The organism is Coprobacillus cateniformis (assembly GCF_009767585.1).
In the GTDB taxonomy this organism is placed as follows: Bacteria; Bacillota_I; Bacilli_A; order Erysipelotrichales; family Coprobacillaceae; genus Coprobacillus; species Coprobacillus cateniformis.
This window is the reverse complement of the sequence record NZ_WSNW01000014.1, coordinates 1-997: the sequence shown is the minus strand read 5'-3', so window position 1 is coordinate 997 and position 997 is coordinate 1. Positions and strand designations below refer to the sequence as shown.

The window sequence follows — 997 nt, the reverse complement described above, 5'->3', positions numbered from 1 at the left end:
TGTATTTTTAACTCTCCAGCCGTCCTTGATAGATTGTTCTATCATATTCAATGCCATTTCTTCGGTATAAGCTGTGAGAGTTGTTTTTTCTTTTGTTACTGGGTTTCTTAATTGAATTTTGTATTCCATATTATTTTTTATCTCCTTTTTTTAAGATAGGCTCATTTGGGGTTGAGCCTTGACCTTATTTTTTAATTTGCCTTATTGTAAACGTATAAACGATTGAATGAATGATATTTGAAACTTTCTTTATCCTTTCCATTGCTAGTAATTAAATTATAGATATTAGGATATACTTGTTTTAATTTTTCTAATCTCAATCCTAATTCTTCATCACTACACTGTAAGCATTCAATAGCATTTTTTAACTCTGCTTTATTGCTGTTTGAATTAATACCATCAATACTATACAGTCCCTTTTCTGCTAACAATCTTTTTAACTCCAATAGCAATTCTCTTTTTGTCATTTTCATAACCTCCGTCTTTTTGTTTTGGCTTTTCCTTTACCTTACAATTATATTATATCACGTTAAACGTGGAATTGTCAACACATATTAAACGTCTTTCGTTGATTTTTTTATTTTTTAGATTGATAATCAAATGTTTAAAGTATATAATAAGTTAAAGGAGGTATTTATTTTGAGTATATTTAATAAATTAAAAGCATTATCAACAAAGCAAGGAATCTCACAAAAAGATTTAGCTACACAATTCAATATGTCTTATAACAGTTTTAATAATAAAATAAGAGATTGTGAAACGCGTTTTAATATAAAAGATTTAATCATCTATACAAACACTCTAAATCACAAAGTTGCTATACTAGATAATGAAAATAACATAATTGATGTTTTATCAATTAATGATTTAAAAGAAAACAATGACTAACTTAATAGCCATTGTTTTTTTATTAGCTTATAATGCTTATTTCACTTTCATCATCATCTTTTTGGATCAGTTTCATGTAACTGATGTTTCCAACTCTTTCAACAAAATA

General features: G+C 26.4%; 2 protein-coding genes. One reads left to right on the top strand and one right to left on the bottom strand.

Annotated features, from left to right (window positions below; translation table 11 throughout):
* Positions 1-191 precede the first annotated feature (191 nt).
* Entirely contained in the window at positions 192-467 is a 276-nt protein-coding gene (locus GQF29_RS18120; RefSeq protein WP_008788035.1) for a hypothetical protein, read from the bottom strand.
* 172 nt (positions 468-639) lie between these two features.
* On the opposite strand from GQF29_RS18120, the gene GQF29_RS18115 reads away from it, so the two are divergent.
* Positions 640-888 carry a helix-turn-helix domain-containing protein gene (locus tag GQF29_RS18115; protein ID WP_017144322.1) on the top strand — a complete coding sequence of 83 codons (249 nt, stop codon included), beginning with the start codon at positions 640-642 and terminating at the stop codon, positions 886-888.
* Positions 889-997: the final 109 nt, after the last annotated feature.

Coding starts and splice junctions, on each gene's coding strand:
- GQF29_RS18120 (WP_008788035.1), bottom strand. CDS start 467: ATGACAAAAAGAGAATTGCTATTGGAGTTAAAAAGATTGTTAGCAGAA.